Here is a 14,359-nt window from a genome sequence, read left to right on the forward strand (position 1 = left end):
TTGATCTCCTATTCCGCGGCTTGCGCGGTCCGACGCTGCGCGCGCTTGGCCGCGTAAGCGGCTGCCGCCTCGCGCACCCAGGCGCCCTCGTCGTGCGCCTTGCGGCGCGCGGCCATGCGGTCGCGATTGCAGGGGCCGTTCCCGGCGAGCACCTGCTTGAACTCGGTCCAGTCGATCTCGCTGTAGCGCCAGTGCCCTTCCGCATCCTGCGTCATGCCGGGATCGGGAATGGTGAGGCCGAGATATTGCGCCTGCGGCACGGTGGCATCGACGAATTTCTGGCGCAGCTCGTCGTTGGAGAAGCGCTTGATCTTCCACTTGGTCGAGGTGTCGCTGTGCTGGCTCGTGGCATCGGGCGGGCCGAACATCATCAGCACCGGCCACCACCACCTGTTCAACGCGTCCTGCGCCATCGCCTTCTGCTCGTCCGAGCCGCGGCACAGCGTCAGCATGATCTCGTAGCCCTGGCGCTGATGGAACGACTCCTCCTTGCAGACGCGGATCATCGCGCGCGCATAGGGGCCATAGGAGCAGCGGCACAGCGGGATCTGGTTCATGATCGCGGCGCCGTCGACCAGCCAGCCGATGGTGCCGATATCGGCCCAGGTCAGCGTCGGATAGTTGAAGATCGAGGAATACTTGGCTTTCCCTGCGAGCATCGCATCGACCAGCTCCTCGCGCGAAGTGCCGAGCGTCTCGGCGGCGGCGTAGAGATAAAGCCCGTGGCCGCATTCGTCCTGCACCTTGGCGAGCAGCGCGGCCTTGCGGCGCAGTGTCGGCGCGCGCGTGATCCAGTTGCCTTCGGGCAGCATGCCGACGATTTCGGAATGAGCGTGCTGGGAGATCTGGCGGGTCAGCGTCTTGCGATAGGCCGCCGGCATCCAGTCGTTCGGCTCGATGCGCTCCTCGGCATCGATGCGGGCCTGGAACTGCGCGGCTTTGCCTGCGTCCTCCAGACCGCGATCGTCGGTCTCGGCCGTGTTCAGCGCCTGGGTATACATGCGCGTCCTCCCGTTTTATTGGGAGGCAATATATAACAGAAATTACGTCATGCAAGATATTTCTGTAACATATAAATCAGGCCTCGAACCTCCTTTCCAGGAGCTTTCGGGCGGGCGGCAGCGGCCCCTTTTCGTTGGTTCCGTGGCCATCAAGCCATTGTTCGGACGGGGCAAGCAGCGCGCGATAGATCTCGCCGCAGAGCGCGCGGGCCGCCCTGCCCGGCCAGTCCGTCGGCAGCAGGCTCTCGGGCAGCAGCGGATCGCGCAGCACGACACGGCGGTAGTAGTGGATCAAGAGGATGCGCGCGGTGAACGCTTCAGGCTCGGACAAATCCGCGCCGCGTGATATCGCGGCGCGGAGCGGCTCAAAGGTCTTCATGAATTTCAGATAGGCGTCCGCGGTGCGCTCCAGCGGCCAGCTCGCGCTGAGCAGACGGCGGCCATTGTCGTCCTCGGCGGAGACTTCGAGACGGATCGCACCCGCGGCTTCGTCCGGCACCGGCACGCCTGATGGCGCCACCCACACGCCCGGCAGCGGGCTGCCGAAACCGGCATTGCGCAGCGCTTCGCGCGAGGCGTCGCGGTCCTCGCCGTTGCCGATCAGCAGCAGCTCGAAGCGCCCGGTCCAGTCGGACGGCGGCGGATCGTAGATGTGGCGCGTCGCGGCTTCAAACGTTTGGCGGCCCTTGTCGGCGAGACGATAAAAACTGTTGCGGCCGACCTTTTCGCGCGTCAGCCAGCCGTCGGCCGCAAGGCGCGACATCGCGGTGCGCACCACGCCGCTGTCGATATCGAGGCTCTCGAAGAATTCCAGGAGCGTGCCGAGCCACACCGAACCGCCGCGCGGCACGATGGCGTCGCCGAACACGGTGATGACGATGGAGCCGGTGCGCGACGGCTCGCGCTTGAGCTGGTCGATGATGCGGGACAACGGATGCGCCATGCGCGAGGCATAGCGCGTTTGGTGCGGGCGCGACAATGGACGGCAGCGACGCTTCCTCTTCTCCTTCGCCCCGCTTGCGGGGAGAAGGTCGGGATGAGGGGGACCCTCCGCACGTTCGGTGAGAGTTGGACTTGCGGAGACGCCCCCTCACCCGGATCGCATCTCCGAAGCGATCCGACCTCTCCCCGCAAGCGGGGCGAGGTGAAGAGAAGCACTACCGATGCGGATCGGGATAGGCCAGGCTGCGCCAGCCGCTGCGATCGAACGGGCGCCACTGGCCTTCCTTCTGCGCGAGGCGGTCGGCGACGGCATAGACCGCGGCGGGATGGTGGCCCATGCCGCAATGGCTGCTCTCGACTTCGATGCTCTCGGTCTGCGCGCCCGACTTCTCCATGCAGCCTTGCCAGGCGCAGACGCCGTCGGTGCGGCTGAAGATGGCAGTGGTCGGCACCGGCGGCGGCACGGCGAGCTCGCCGCCGAAACGTGGATCGACCTCGTCAGCGCGGCGGCCGCTCGCCCATTCATAGACGCGCCAGGCATTGGTCGATCGGGGGTTACCGGCGAAGGGGCTGCCGAGCGTGATCACCTGGCGCACGCGCTCCGGCATCATCTTGGCGAGCTGGCGCGCGTAGAGGCCGCCGAGGCTCCAGCCGACGAGGCTGATCTTGCGGCCGTGCTTGTCGTTGAGCTCCTCGACCAGATCGACCATCGCATGCTGCACACCCGGCCGCAGGCCGTAATTGCGGCCCTGGCGCCAGCCGCTCACCGCATAGCCCTTGCTGGTCAGGAACGTGCGTAGCGCGCGCGTGGACGCGTCGGAGGCCACGAGGCCCGGCAGCACCAGCACCGGATGCCCATCGCCGCGCGGCGCGAGGCTTAGGAGCGGCAGCGCGCCGAGGAATGCGCCGAACTCGTGGATCGCGCGCCCTTCCAAGAACATCAGAGTACGGGACGGTGGACGCAGCGTCTGGGCAGTAGCGGTCATCAATGGATCCCCTGGAGAAGGCGCCGGTCGCGATGCCGGCAATGGGCATGAATTCCAATACGCCGGCTTCTTGAACGTTCCGCAGCGCAACATGAATCAGCTAGGCGGCCGGTTCCGGATATTCAAGCGGGAGAGACGCGAAGCGACAATAGGTCCGCACGTTAATGCTAACGGCCGTGACGCAAAAGTCACAGCAATCGAAGCAGGAATTCTACGGAGTATAGCGCAAGACCGGCGAGGCCGCCGATCAGCGAGCCGTTGAAGCGGATGTATTGCAGGTCGCGGCCGATGTTGATTTCGATCAGCGAAATCAGCTGCGTCATATTCCACGCCTTGACCTGGTCGGAGATGAAGGTCGAGACGCCGCTCTTCTGGTCGGCGACGAAGCTGCGCAGCACCGTCACGAGACCCTGGTTGATCTCGCCGCGCAGCTCGGCATCGCCGGCGAGCGCCTCGCCAGCCGAAACGAACATGCCGGCAAGATGATGCTGCAAAACCTGCGTCTCGCCACTCGCGCTGCGCTCGATGAAGGAGCGCGTGTTGGCCCAGACAGTGCGGGCGAGATCTGCAAGCTCGGGGCGCGCGAGCAGGTCACGCTTCAAGCCGTCGATGCGGTCGATATAGGCCTGGTCGGTGCCTAGGCGATCGACGAAGCTGAGCACCATGCGGTCGAACTCACCGCGGAACGGATGCTTGGGATCGCTGCGCACCTCGTTGAAGAACGCGGTGGCGGACGACACGATCTTGTTCACCAGAAACTTGTCGGCGCGATAGAGATTGAGCAGGGTCGGCAGCTCCGCGCGCACCTTGTCGCGGATCATCGCCATCGTCTCTTTCTGGTTCAGCGTCTCGTGCATCACCCGCAGGAGATCGTCGAACAGGATCTGATGCCGCCCCTCCGCCACGAAGCCGCGCAACGTGCCGGCCGCGAGCGGCGCAAGGTCGATGGCCTGGAGCTGCGAGGACATGCGGCGGACGATGAAGGTCATCAGGCCGGAGCTTTCCGTCGCGGAGACGGCTTCCGGCAGCAGGCGCAGCGCGAAACGCGCAAGGTCATCGCTGCGCTTGCGGTCGCGCAGCCAGTCGGCGACGAAGGAGCCGAAATCGATCTCCTTCAGCTTGGCCTCGACGGGACCCGCCTCGAGGAAATGCACCTGGATGAACTCGCCGAGCTTGTCGGCGATGCGGGCCTGGTTGCTCTGGATGATTGCGGTATGCGGGATCGGCAGGCCGAGCGGCCGCTTGAACAGTGCGACCACCGCATACCAGTCGGCGAGCCCGCCGATGGTCGCGGCCTCCGCGAAGGCGGCGATGAAGCCGAACACGGGATGCACGGGCAGCAGCCATTTTGCGACGATGAACAGCGCCAGCGTCGAGGCCAGCACCAGCGTCGCCAAGGCCTTGACGCGGCGCAGCTCGGCAGCGCGTTCGGCATCGCCGGGAGTGTCGAAGGAGAAGGTGGCGGGTGCGTTCATGGCTGCATCACAGTACTCGTCATTGCGAGCGAAGCGAAGCAATCCAGCCCGCCTCCGTGGAAAGACTCTGGATTGCTTCGTCGCAGCAGCGCAAAATTGCTTTGCAATTTTGTCGCGGGCTCCTCGCAATGACGGCGGCGCAAAACAAAAAACAAAAGGCCCGCCGAAGCGGGCCTCAAATTCAGTTGCTACTCAGGCGGCCAAATCAGGCGGTCTTGGTGTAGACCTTGGCAAAGTTGTCCTGAGCGGACTTCGCACCATTGGCGGCGAGCTTGCCGAGATAGTCGGCGGTCGCCTTGGCGCGCGAGACGAACACTTCGCCGCGGGCGCGGAGCAGGCTCGACTGGATCTCGACGGCTTCGCTGACCGACTTGGCGGACGCGAGCTTGTCGATACCCGAGAAGAACGCCTCGGCGTCCTCGTAGATCGCATGCTGAATGTTGCGGCTGATCTTGCCGGCCTCAGTGACGGACTCGGTCACCGCGTTCTCGACGGCGGCGGTCACGCGCTCGGAGCCAGCGAACACCTCGGCAGCACGGTCCTTGGCGGTGTTGGCGGTCTTCTTGACGAATTCGCGGGCGGCCTCGGGAACTTCCAGGTTCTGGATGTTCTTGAAAGCGTCCTTGAAGCCCTCAAAAGCAGTGTTGGTTTCAGTGGTCATGGGGTTCTCTCCATCCTCATTGGGTTGAGCTATGGGCTCACCCCGTCCGCATTGGCCCGGGGCACGACCTATATGGCATAGTTAATTGTGCGATGCAATATTCCTATTGCACTGCGATATCACGAGATCGTGAACAGCCTTAACAGAAGGCATCCTGATGCCTCCCTGCCCAATCGGGGTTCCCAAGAGGCCGGGCGGTGCTGCGAGTACTGGACGCCCCCTTTCAGTGCTGGACGGCGCCCGGCAGACCATAGGCCTCCATCTGGGCCTGGACCTGCGCAATGTTGTGGCCGAGCACCACGATGTCGTGGGTCTTGCCGTCGACGTCCCGGACATGGTCGCGCAGAAGAGCCTCGGCCTTGAAGCCGAGGCTCTCGAACAGCGCGATCGCCGCCTGCTGGTCCACGGTCATCTGGACGGAGAGTTTTTCGAGGCCCGCGCCTAGAGCGAGCGCAAAGGTCTCCTGCGAGACCGCCTTCCCTACCCCCTTCCCGCGCACGTCGGGCGAGACCACCATGCGGATCTCTCCGACATGCGGCGACCAGGAGTGGGGATCGCGCACCAAGGTGCCGCAGCCGACGACCCTGCCGTCCTTGACGGCGAGCAGGCTCTGAATCGCGCCGCGCTCGATCTCCTTGACCCAGGCCGACAGCACCTTCGGCTCGCTGATGTTGCGTGGCAGGAACAACAGGTCATGGGTCGGCAGGCCCTTGCCGAAGGCCAGCACCGCGGCTTCATCCGCAGGCGACATCAGGCGGATCTCGATGTCGCCGGCGTCGGTCTTGACGTGACGCGGATAGGAACGCTGCTCGCTCATGTCGATCTCTTCCCCAGCCAGGAGTCCAGTTTCGGCCACAGCCGCTTCACCGCATTGGCACCCGCAACGAGCGAGACGTGACCGCCTTTCAGCATCACCTCTTCCTTGTCCTCGGACCCGATCTTCGCGATCAGGTGCTTTGCGGCGTCATAGGGCACGATGTGATCGTGCTCGGCGACCGCATGCAGGATCGGCACCTTGATGTCTTCGAGCTTCGCCGCACGGCCGCCCACCGACATGGTGTCGTTGAACAGCTTGTTGTCCCACATCAGATCCTTGGTGATGGTACGGAAATATTCGCCCGCCAGCGGCAGCGTGTCGGTCGCCCAGCGGTCGAACATCCGGTACGACTTCACGAACTCGTCGTTCCAGATGTTTTCCCAGAGCTGGATCTGGCTCACCGTGCGCGAGGCCGGACGCAGCATCTCGAACGAGGACAGGATCATCTCCGGCGGCACATTGCCGACGCTGTCGACGAGGCGGTCGACGTCGAAATAGCGGCGGTCGGAGAAGTTCGAGAACAGCTTCATTTCGCGGAAGTCGATCGGCGTGGTGAAGCAGATCAAATTCTTCATCGGCCCGTCCTTGAAGATCGAGCCGTAAAGCAGCGACAGCACGCCGCCGAAGCAATAGCCGACGACGGAGACATCCTGCTCGCCGGAATCGGCCTGCACGCGGCGGACGCAGTCCGGGATGAAGTCGAGGACATAGTCCTCCATGCGCAGGCTCTTCTCCTCCGGCCGCGGCGCACTCCAGTCGAGCATGTAGACGTCATAGCCCCGCTTCAGCAGGAACTCGATGAAGCTCTGGCCGGGCACGAGGTCGAGAATGTAGCCGCGGTTGGTGGTCGCCATCACGATCAGCACCGGCACGCGGTAGATCTCGTCCGACATCGGCCGGTAATGATAGAGGCTCATGGTGCCGCGCGAATGCAGCACGTCCTTCGGCGTCGAGCCGAGCGTCGGACCGGAGGTGGAGAAATATTCGACGCCCTTGATGCTGCGCATGATGGCGCGCTGCACTTCGGACTGGATGCGCTCCGGAATCCCTGCGAAATCAAGTCCCGTCGGCGCGTTCATTTTTGCTCTCCGCCTTCGGACGGCGGACGTTTCGTGCGCGGCGGCCGCGGCACGGCGCCAACCTGCTCTGCGCCCGAATTGGCCGACATCTGGCTCAGCATCGACTTGATTTCGCCGATCTGACCTTCGATCGACTGGAGCCGCTCGGCGATACCGGTCATCTGCTCCCGGCTCGGCAGGTTCATGGAAAGCAGGTACTTCTCCATGAGATCGCCGAATTGCTTCTGAGCACCTGCAGCAACGCCGCCGGCGCGGTTCATGGCCTGCGAGAATTCGGGCGTCTCCATCGCCTTGGTCGCGAAGGAGTTGAAACCCTTCTCCATCTCGCCAACCATCTTCTGCCACAAGGCGACCGGATCGGTGATCTTGTCGGTCATCAGCGTCCTCCCAATGTGGAGGGCTTTGCACCCTTCTTGTCTCGCCATACCACACCGTTGCGCGGTGCCGGTCAACCGGCAAGCCGCGGATGCGATCTCGCGCACGCGGCTTCTTCGCGGAACAAAACCGTGCGATACAGCATCGATCAGCAGGAGGGACCGCGCCCGTGACCACCCATCAGCCGCCCCACACCGTCCGCGCCAACGGCATCGACATCTGCTACGAGATCTTCGGCAACGACAACGCCGAACCGCTGCTGCTGATCATGGGGCTCGGCGCGCAGATGATCCATTGGGACGACGGGTTCTGCGAGCAGCTCGCCGCACGCGGCTTTCGCGTGATCCGCTTCGACAATCGCGACATCGGCAAGTCGAGCCATCTCACCGGCGGCAAGCGCCTCACGCCACTCGAGCTGCTGAAACTGCGCTTGCTCAGGATCCCCGTCGCCGCGCCCTACAGACTGATCGACATGGCCAGGGACACGGTCGGGCTGATGGACGCGCTCGGCATCAAGTCGGCGCATCTCGTCGGTGCCTCCATGGGCGGCATGATCGCGCAGGAGGTGACGCTGTCGTTTCCGCAGCGCGTGCGCTCGCTGACCTCGATCATGTCGACGACGGGCAATCCGCGCGTGCCGCCGCCGACGCGCGAGGCCGCCGCCATGCTGATGGCGCCGCCGCCGCGCAGCAAGGAGGAGTTCATGGTCCGCTTCGGCGAGACCTGGAAGGTGTTGCGCGCCGGGTCCTTTCCGGAAGAGGAAGCGCTCGATCCCGGCCGCGCCGAGCGCGTGTTTGCACGCGGTCTCAATCCGGCCGGCGTCGGCCGCCAGCTCCGCGCGGTGCTGGCCTCCGGCAGCCGCAAGGAGCGGCTGCACAGCGTCAAGGCGCCGACGCTGGTGATCCATGGCACGGTCGATCCGCTGGTGCGGCCCGAAGGCGGCAAGGATACGGCAGCGTCCATTCCCGGTGCCAAGCTGCTGATGATCGAGGGCATGGGCCACGCTTTGCCGATGCGATTCTGGCCGGAGATCATCGGCGCCATCGACAAGCACGCTCACGGGGCGGCGGCGAAGGCGGCGTAGACCGGTCAGTCTCCTCTCGGTGACCATGTGAGCTGCCGGTTACTCTCTTAACGCACGCCGGCGCGAAAGCTATACAGGCCCTCCCTCAGTCGCAAGATAAAGAGGCTGCGGCCTCTCGGAGCTCACATGCATCCCATCGTCCGGCCCGTCGCAATGATAGCGGCCTCCATTCTCATGCTGTCTTTCGCTGGCGGCGCCGCGATTGCCGGCAGCCCGCAGGAAGAAGCCAACCGCGCCGCCGTGCTTGCCTTCTACGAGAAAGGCCTCAACCAGAAGGACGTCGATGCCGCCCTCGCCTATGTCGGCAACCGCTATGTGCAGCACAATCCCAATGCGGCCGATGGTCCGGAAGGCTTCCGGAAGTTCATCGGTTTCCTCGGTGAGAAGTTTCCGAACTCGCACAGCGAGATCAAGCGTAGCTTCGTGGATGGGGACTACGTCATCCTGCACGTTCACTCCGTTCGCGAGCCCGGGACCAGGGGACGCGCGATCGTGGACATCTTCAAGCTGGAGAACGGCAAGATCGTCGAGCACTGGGACGTCGTTCAGGAGATTCCCGAGAATCCGGCCAACGGCAACACGATGTTCTAGCCCGCGGTTCGTAGGGTGGGCAAAGGCGCGCACTTCGCGCGCCGTGCCCACCATCCCTCCACATCGACGATAGGAATCGCGGGCACGCTTCCGCCTTCGCTCTTCGAGCTACTGCGGACAAGTCGCTTTGCCCACCCTACGGTTTCTTCGCCATCCAGATCACGTGGCGCGCACCGCCGCCTCGGCCGGTGGCGCGGACGTTGACTTCGTTGACCTCGAAGCCGGCGCTGCGAACGCGCTTGGTGAATGCGGGGTTGGGCCCCGACGACCAGACCGCGAGCACGCCGCCGGACCGCAGCGCAGCCTTTGCAGCTTTGAGCCCGCTCGCACTGTAGAGCGCGTCATTGCCTTTCCGGGTCAGCCCTTCCGGCCCGTTGTCCACATCCAGCAGAATGGCGTCGAAGGCCGAGCTCTTCGCCCGGATGATTTCGCCGACGTCGGTCTCGCGGATGCTCACCCTGGCATCATCGAGGCTGTCACCAAAAACCTCCGCCATCGGGCCTCGCGCCCAGGCGACGACCGACGGGACGAGCTCGGAGACGACGATCTTCGCCTTGGCGCCGAGCACGGCGAGCGCCGCGCGCAGCGTGAAGCCCATGCCGAGACCGCCGATCAGAACGACGGGCTTGGCGACCTTCTCGATTCTCTTCGCCGCGAGCGTCGCGAGCGCGGCCTCGGAGCCCGACAGACGGCTGTTCATCAGCTCGTTGGTGCCGAGCTTGATCGAAAACTCCTTGCCACGCCGCATCAGGCGAAGCTCCTCGTCGGAGCCGGGGATTTTGGCTGTGTCGAGTTTTTCCCAGGGAATCATGCCTGACGTTTAGCACGATTACTTCGTAGCCCGGATGGAGCGAAGCGCAATCCGGGGCGGTTTCTCCTGCGAGAGGCTGTCCCGGATTTTTCGCGGAGCCTGTCATCGGGCGGCGCTTTGCGCCGACCCGTTGGCTCCATCCGGGCTACGGCAACGGGGCTCGCCTTATCCCCCCGCCCAGACGTCCAGCACGTAGCGATTCTTCGTGCCCATCTCCTCGATCCACCGCGCGCTGGCGGCGGCATCGCTGCCGGTCTTCTCGCGATGGATCGCGACGAGCGCGGCCTTGACATCGGGCTCCATCTTGCCGCCATCGCCGCAGACATAGATGATCGCGCCCTGCTCGATCAGCGGCCAGACCCTGTCCTTTTGAGCGGCGAGCACGTGCTGCACATAGGTCTTCGGCCCGTCCGCGCGCGAGAACGCCGTGAACAGCTCGGTGATGCCGCCGGCCGCCAGTGCCTTCAGCTCCTCCGCATAGAGAAAGTCCTGGTCGGGATGGCGGCAGCCGAAGAACAGCATGGCCGGACCGAGCGTGGCCCCTTTCGCCTTGCGGGCGGCACGCTCCTGGAGGAAGCCGCGGAACGGCGCGAGGCCCGTGCCCGGGCCGATCATGATGATCGGCACGGATGGATCATCCGGCAGGCGGAAGCCGGCCTTGGTCTCACGCACGGTGGCGTAGATCGTATCGCCCGTGCGCCGATTGGAGAGATAATTCGAGCAGATGCCTTTGTAGACGCCGCGCCCGGAGGCCGCGGGCCCTTCGACCACGCCGACGGTGACGCTGCATCGCGCCGGATCCACTGACGGCGAGGACGAGATCGAGTAATAGCGCGGCGCCAGCAGCGAGAGCATTTCGAGATAAACGTGGAACGGCAAGTCGCAGGCGGGATATTCGAGCAGGAGGTCGAACACCGATTTGCGCCTGGACAGGATCTCGGTGCGGTAACGCTCGAGCGGTTCAGCCTCCTCGCCGACGAAGGCCAGCAGCTTCGGCTTGGTGACGGGGCAACGGGTGTGATCCGCCATGATCTGGATTTGCTTGCGCGTTGCGACCTGCTGCAGCTCGACGAACTCGCTGAGCAGGCGGCCGACTGATACGGCATCCCCCACCGGCAATTGTGCGCGGCGGCCTTCTGCGACCTGAAGCCTGATCTGATCGGCCGGCAGGAAGCCGAAGCGGCGGGCAACCGAATCCACCAGCGTTGGATCGTTGCGCGGGACCACGCTCAAATGGTCGCCGACGCGATAGGCGATGCTGGCAGGTAGCTGCACCTCGATGTGGCGCGTCGAGCGTTCGGAGGGATTCGGCCCGCTCTTGTTCTGAAGCTCGTCGTTGACCAGCACCTTCATCGCCACCGCGCCGCCCTGGGCGACGATGGTGTTGACGGCGGTCACCGCGACTGGCTGGATCGCGTAGAGCGGATCGTCTTCCGCCGTGCGGGTGAAATTCCAGTCGATGCCGAATTCCTTGGTCGCGACTTGCGCGGCCGCCGGGAACCATTTCTGGAATTGGCCGTCAAGGTCGCTGCGCGCATCGCCCTCGCCGCGCGGATAGACCGCGCGGGCGCCATGCGTCGACAATTGCTCGTCGATGAAGCGCGGCACTGACTGATAGGTCGCCGCCCAATCGCTGTTGCCGCAGCCGAACACGGCGTAGCGCACATTGGCGAAGGCATCCTTTGGCAGGTCCTCGCCGAGCCATTTGACGAACTGCGTCGCATTGTCAGGCGGCGCGCCGTTATAGGAGGCGCAGATGATCAGCACGCCGCCCTCCCGCGGCAGCTTGCCGACATAGTCGTCGAGCGCTCCGAGATGTACGGCAAAGCCGTTGATCTCGGCAAGATCCGCCATGCGGGTCGCAAGCTCTTCGGCGGTGCCGAGATTGGAGCCGTACAGCACCAGCATCGGCGTGTTGTGGCCGGGGCGCGTGGTCGGCTGGCGCTGCGCCTTCGGCACTGAGGATGCGGCCGCGATCGGCCCGCCATAGGCGCCGCGCTCGCGATCGGCCCGCGGCCGCACCTTGATCTTGAAGCCTTCCGGCTTCATCGTCAGCGTTTCCTTCAGATGCATCTGGTAGCGCTGGTGGTCAATCAGCTTGAAGCGTTGCAGGATCATGCCGAGCGCAAGTGCGGCCTCGTGCATGGCAAAGCCGCGGCCGATACAGGCGCGCTGGCCGTTGCCGAACGGCTTCCAGGCATTGACCGGCCGCTTGGCCTCGGCCTCGCGGCTGAAATTCTCGGGATCGAAGGCATCGGGATTCGGACCCCAGACGGTGGGATCGCGATGCAACGCCGTCACCAGGATGGTGATGAAGGTGCCCTTCCGGAGCTTGTACTTACCGCCGCCGATGGTCTCGTCGGCGAGCGGCGAGATGCCGTAGGCCGGCGCCGGCGGCCACAGCCGCAGCGCCTCCTTGAGGATCTGCGTGATGTAGGTGAGCTGCGTCACCTGCTGGTAGGTCGGCTTCGCGTTGACGTCTGGACCGAAGACGCGGTCGACCTCGTCATAGGCCTTCTTGAGAATGTCCGGATGCTTGAGCAGCGCATAGAGCGTGTAGGACAGCAGGCCGCTGGTCGTCTCGTGGCCCGCGATCAGGAACGTATTGATCTGGTAGCGGATGTTGACGTCGTCGAGCTGCTCGCCGGTGGAGCGATCGACACCGGTCATCATCGCGGCGAGCATATCCTTCTTGTCGTCGATTCCTTCCGAACTCTTGCGGCGCTCGGCGATGATCTCGTCGACCATCTTGTTCATGAAGGCGACGTCTTCGGCGAGCGTCTTGCGCCGCTTCTGCATCCAAAGCTGCTCGAACGGCAGGCCGCGCGTCATCATGATGGTTTCGAGCGAGCGCACCAGCGACTCGACGAAGGGATGGTAGTCGCGCCGGTAGAATGAGTTGAAGCGGTAATCGAAGCCGCACAGACCGATCGTGTCCAGCGTCAGCGCCGTCATGTCGTGGACGACGTCGATCTCGTCGTCGGCGTTGAGCCGTTCCCATTTCTGCACCAGCTGCTCGGCGATATCGACCATGCTCGGATGATAGGACTGCATGGCGCGGTTGCCGAACGGCTGCAGCAGGATGTTGTGCGCCTTGCTCCAGTTCGGCTCCCAGGTGTCGGCCGTGAACAGGCCGTCGCCGCCGACCGCGCGCACGCGACGCAGCGCGCCGCGCACCGTCTTGTCGAAACGCTTCTCGTCGGAGAGCTCGTCGACGAGATCGTGGCCGGAAACGACGACGATCGGCGCGCCCATCATGTCCAGCCAGAAGATCGGGCCCAGCTCCTTGGCCAGCCGCGTCAGATGCTGCACGGGGGCAGCGGAATCCAACGACAGCATGTTGCCGACCACCGGCTTGGTCGGCGGCTGCGGGATCGGGTTCAGTCGGTTCTTGGATGACATTTAACTGCGCTTCCCCCTGGTCGCGTCGTTCCGGGACGATGCGCAGCATCGAACCCGGAATCTCGAGGTTCCGGGCCTGGTCCTTCGGACCATCCCGGAACGACGTCTAAAACTCACATCGGCGGCTGGGCCATTACCCAAACCGCCTTCTACGCCATTCGATCAGCTTGGCACTGACCTCTTGCGGCTTCTCCTGCTGCGTCCAATGGCCGCTGTCCTTCACCAGATACTTCTCGAGGTCGGCGATCAGCTTCTCCATGCCGTCCGCCGCAGACGGCGGCAGCACGGCGTCGTTCTCGGCCATGATCATCAGCGACGGCACGCTGATGTGGTGGTCGAGCCCCTTCGACCGCTCCCAATTGCGGGTGAAGTTGCGATACCAGTTGATGCCGCCGGTGAAGCCGGTTTTCGTGAAGGTGTCGACGAACACCTTCTTCTCCTCCGCCGACAGGATCGGCGTGCGCGGATCATGTTTGGCGTCGTAATTCGCGATCATCTGCGGGAACGCCAGGTTGATGCGGGGCGAAGCACCAATGCCGGCAATCGGCTGTTCCTCGGGCGCATCCGGAGGGCGCGCGGCCGGCTTGCGCATGAAGGCATCGAAGGTCTCTTCGACGCGGCTGCCGAAGATCTTGTCCGGCCCACGCGCGGGGTCCTGGAATTGGACGATATACATCTGCTCGCCGAAGCGCTGGCGAAACAGCGCGATCGGATCCATCGGTGCGCGATCCCAATGCGGGGTGTTGACGCCGACGACGCCGGCGACGCGCGTGGGATGCCGCAGCGGCATCTGCCAGACGACAAAGCCGCCCCAGTCGTGGCCGACGAAGATCGCCTTGTCGATCCCGAGATGATCGAGCAGCCCGACGAGGTCGCCGGTCAAATGCTCCATGTCATAGGCTTCAACGGGCTCGGGCCGGTCGGTCGCGCCATAGCCGCGCTGGTCCGGTGCGATCACGCGGATGCCGGCCTCGCTCAGCGCCTTGATCTGGTGGCGCCAGGAAAAGGCGAGCTCGGGCCAGCCGTGGCACAGCACGACCGGCGGTTTGTCGCTCTTCGGGCCTGCATCGTAATAGCCCATGCGGATTCCGTTCGTCTGCGCGAACGCAAGCTGCGGCATTTCAATCATTGCAAG

The 14,359-nt window shown here is 64.5% G+C and carries 13 protein-coding genes; 2 read left to right on the forward strand and 11 right to left on the reverse strand.

The window, feature by feature from the left end:
* Positions 1-8 precede the first annotated feature (8 nt).
* From paaA to AAFG16_RS34445, 8 genes are all read right to left on the reverse strand, one after another.
* A complete protein-coding gene (gene paaA / locus AAFG16_RS34410; protein WP_342732493.1) occupies positions 9-1,001 on the reverse strand; it encodes a 1,2-phenylacetyl-CoA epoxidase subunit PaaA in 993 nt (330 codons plus the stop codon).
* Between the two features lie 76 nt (positions 1,002-1,077).
* On the reverse strand, positions 1,078-1,944 hold the full coding sequence (gene paaX / locus AAFG16_RS34415; RefSeq protein ID WP_342732495.1) for a phenylacetic acid degradation operon negative regulatory protein PaaX: 867 nt from the start codon (positions 1,942-1,944) through the stop codon (positions 1,078-1,080).
* Positions 1,945-2,158: 214 nt separating this feature from the next.
* Positions 2,159-2,929, reverse strand: a complete 771-nt coding sequence (locus tag AAFG16_RS34420; RefSeq protein ID WP_342732497.1) for an alpha/beta hydrolase — start codon at positions 2,927-2,929, stop codon at positions 2,159-2,161.
* A gap of 188 nt (positions 2,930-3,117) precedes the next feature.
* A complete protein-coding gene (locus AAFG16_RS34425; RefSeq protein WP_342732499.1) occupies positions 3,118-4,404 on the reverse strand; it encodes a DUF445 domain-containing protein in 1,287 nt (428 codons plus the stop codon).
* A 205-nt stretch (positions 4,405-4,609) separates the two neighbouring features.
* Complete coding sequence (locus AAFG16_RS34430) at positions 4,610-5,065, reverse strand: phasin (protein ID WP_283080888.1); 456 nt, start codon at positions 5,063-5,065, stop codon at positions 4,610-4,612.
* A 223-nt stretch (positions 5,066-5,288) separates the two neighbouring features.
* Positions 5,289-5,882 carry a GNAT family N-acetyltransferase gene (locus AAFG16_RS34435; RefSeq protein ID WP_027558578.1) on the reverse strand — a complete coding sequence of 198 codons (594 nt, stop codon included), beginning with the start codon at positions 5,880-5,882 and terminating at the stop codon, positions 5,289-5,291.
* Positions 5,879-6,961, reverse strand: coding sequence for an alpha/beta fold hydrolase (locus tag AAFG16_RS34440; protein WP_283080890.1), 1,083 nt, complete (start codon positions 6,959-6,961; stop codon positions 5,879-5,881). The genes AAFG16_RS34435 and AAFG16_RS34440 overlap by 4 nt, the downstream gene beginning before the upstream one ends.
* Positions 6,958-7,338: a hypothetical protein gene (locus tag AAFG16_RS34445; RefSeq protein ID WP_283080891.1), complete on the reverse strand. Its 381-nt coding sequence runs from the start codon at positions 7,336-7,338 to the stop codon at positions 6,958-6,960. The genes AAFG16_RS34440 and AAFG16_RS34445 overlap by 4 nt, the downstream gene beginning before the upstream one ends.
* Before the next feature lie 167 nt (positions 7,339-7,505).
* Here AAFG16_RS34445 and AAFG16_RS34450 point away from each other — a divergent pair, with 167 nt between their 5' ends.
* A complete protein-coding gene (locus tag AAFG16_RS34450; RefSeq protein WP_342732504.1) occupies positions 7,506-8,420 on the forward strand; it encodes an alpha/beta hydrolase in 915 nt (304 codons plus the stop codon).
* Between the two features lie 126 nt (positions 8,421-8,546).
* Positions 8,547-9,011: a nuclear transport factor 2 family protein gene (locus tag AAFG16_RS34455; protein ID WP_342732506.1), complete on the forward strand. Its 465-nt coding sequence runs from the start codon at positions 8,547-8,549 to the stop codon at positions 9,009-9,011.
* 136 nt (positions 9,012-9,147) lie between these two features.
* Here AAFG16_RS34455 and AAFG16_RS34460 read toward each other — a convergent pair whose 3' ends face one another.
* From AAFG16_RS34460 to AAFG16_RS34470, 3 genes are all read right to left on the reverse strand, one after another.
* Positions 9,148-9,822 (reverse strand): spermidine synthase, encoded by a 675-nt coding sequence (locus AAFG16_RS34460; protein WP_342732508.1) that lies wholly within the window; start codon positions 9,820-9,822, stop codon positions 9,148-9,150.
* 165 nt (positions 9,823-9,987) lie between these two features.
* A complete protein-coding gene (locus AAFG16_RS34465) occupies positions 9,988-13,224 on the reverse strand; it encodes a cytochrome P450 (RefSeq protein WP_342732510.1) in 3,237 nt (1,078 codons plus the stop codon).
* Positions 13,225-13,357: 133 nt separating this feature from the next.
* A complete protein-coding gene (locus AAFG16_RS34470) occupies positions 13,358-14,353 on the reverse strand; it encodes an alpha/beta hydrolase (RefSeq protein ID WP_342732512.1) in 996 nt (331 codons plus the stop codon).
* Positions 14,354-14,359: the final 6 nt, after the last annotated feature.

It is taken from the genome of Bradyrhizobium sp. B117 (genome assembly GCF_038969555.1).
In the GTDB taxonomy this organism is placed as follows: domain Bacteria; phylum Pseudomonadota; class Alphaproteobacteria; order Rhizobiales; family Xanthobacteraceae; genus Bradyrhizobium.

Coding starts and splice junctions, on each gene's coding strand:
- paaA (WP_342732493.1), bottom strand. CDS start 1,001: ATGTATACCCAGGCGCTGAACACGGCCGAGACCGACGATCGCGGTCTG.
- paaX (WP_342732495.1), bottom strand. CDS start 1,944: ATGGCGCATCCGTTGTCCCGCATCATCGACCAGCTCAAGCGCGAGCCG.
- AAFG16_RS34420 (WP_342732497.1), bottom strand. CDS start 2,929: ATGACCGCTACTGCCCAGACGCTGCGTCCACCGTCCCGTACTCTGATG.
- AAFG16_RS34425 (WP_342732499.1), bottom strand. CDS start 4,404: ATGAACGCACCCGCCACCTTCTCCTTCGACACTCCCGGCGATGCCGAA.
- AAFG16_RS34430 (WP_283080888.1), bottom strand. CDS start 5,065: ATGACCACTGAAACCAACACTGCTTTTGAGGGCTTCAAGGACGCTTTC.
- AAFG16_RS34435 (WP_027558578.1), bottom strand. CDS start 5,882: ATGAGCGAGCAGCGTTCCTATCCGCGTCACGTCAAGACCGACGCCGGC.
- AAFG16_RS34440 (WP_283080890.1), bottom strand. CDS start 6,961: ATGAACGCGCCGACGGGACTTGATTTCGCAGGGATTCCGGAGCGCATC.
- AAFG16_RS34445 (WP_283080891.1), bottom strand. CDS start 7,338: ATGACCGACAAGATCACCGATCCGGTCGCCTTGTGGCAGAAGATGGTT.
- AAFG16_RS34455 (WP_342732506.1), top strand. CDS start 8,547: ATGCATCCCATCGTCCGGCCCGTCGCAATGATAGCGGCCTCCATTCTC.
- AAFG16_RS34460 (WP_342732508.1), bottom strand. CDS start 9,822: ATGATTCCCTGGGAAAAACTCGACACAGCCAAAATCCCCGGCTCCGAC.
- AAFG16_RS34465 (WP_342732510.1), bottom strand. CDS start 13,224: ATGTCATCCAAGAACCGACTGAACCCGATCCCGCAGCCGCCGACCAAG.
- AAFG16_RS34470 (WP_342732512.1), bottom strand. CDS start 14,353: ATGATTGAAATGCCGCAGCTTGCGTTCGCGCAGACGAACGGAATCCGC.